Genomic DNA, 226 nt, shown 5'->3' with positions numbered 1-226 from the left:
CTGCACGCCGCGGAACACGTCCGGATTGGCGACCTTGTCGAACCTGACGCCGGCCCGGACGAGGATCTTGGACCGCAGCATCTCCAGCGCCGACGACACGGCGTAGACGAAAGCCAGGATGACGGTCAGCGCGACCAGGGTGCTCAGGCTGCGGCTGGACAGCACGCGGTCATAGACCTGCAGCATGTAGAGCGGCCCGGCGAGGGCCAGGACGTTGATGAAGAAA

General features: G+C 65.5%; 1 pseudogene. It reads right to left on the bottom strand.

The features are described from left to right. A pseudogene (locus ACYVO7_RS25870) lies at positions 1–226 on the bottom strand (type I secretion system permease/ATPase); the annotation flags it as partial.

This window comes from Alsobacter sp. SYSU BS001988, from assembly GCF_054796215.1.
This window is presented reverse-complemented; position numbering and strand designations above follow the sequence as displayed.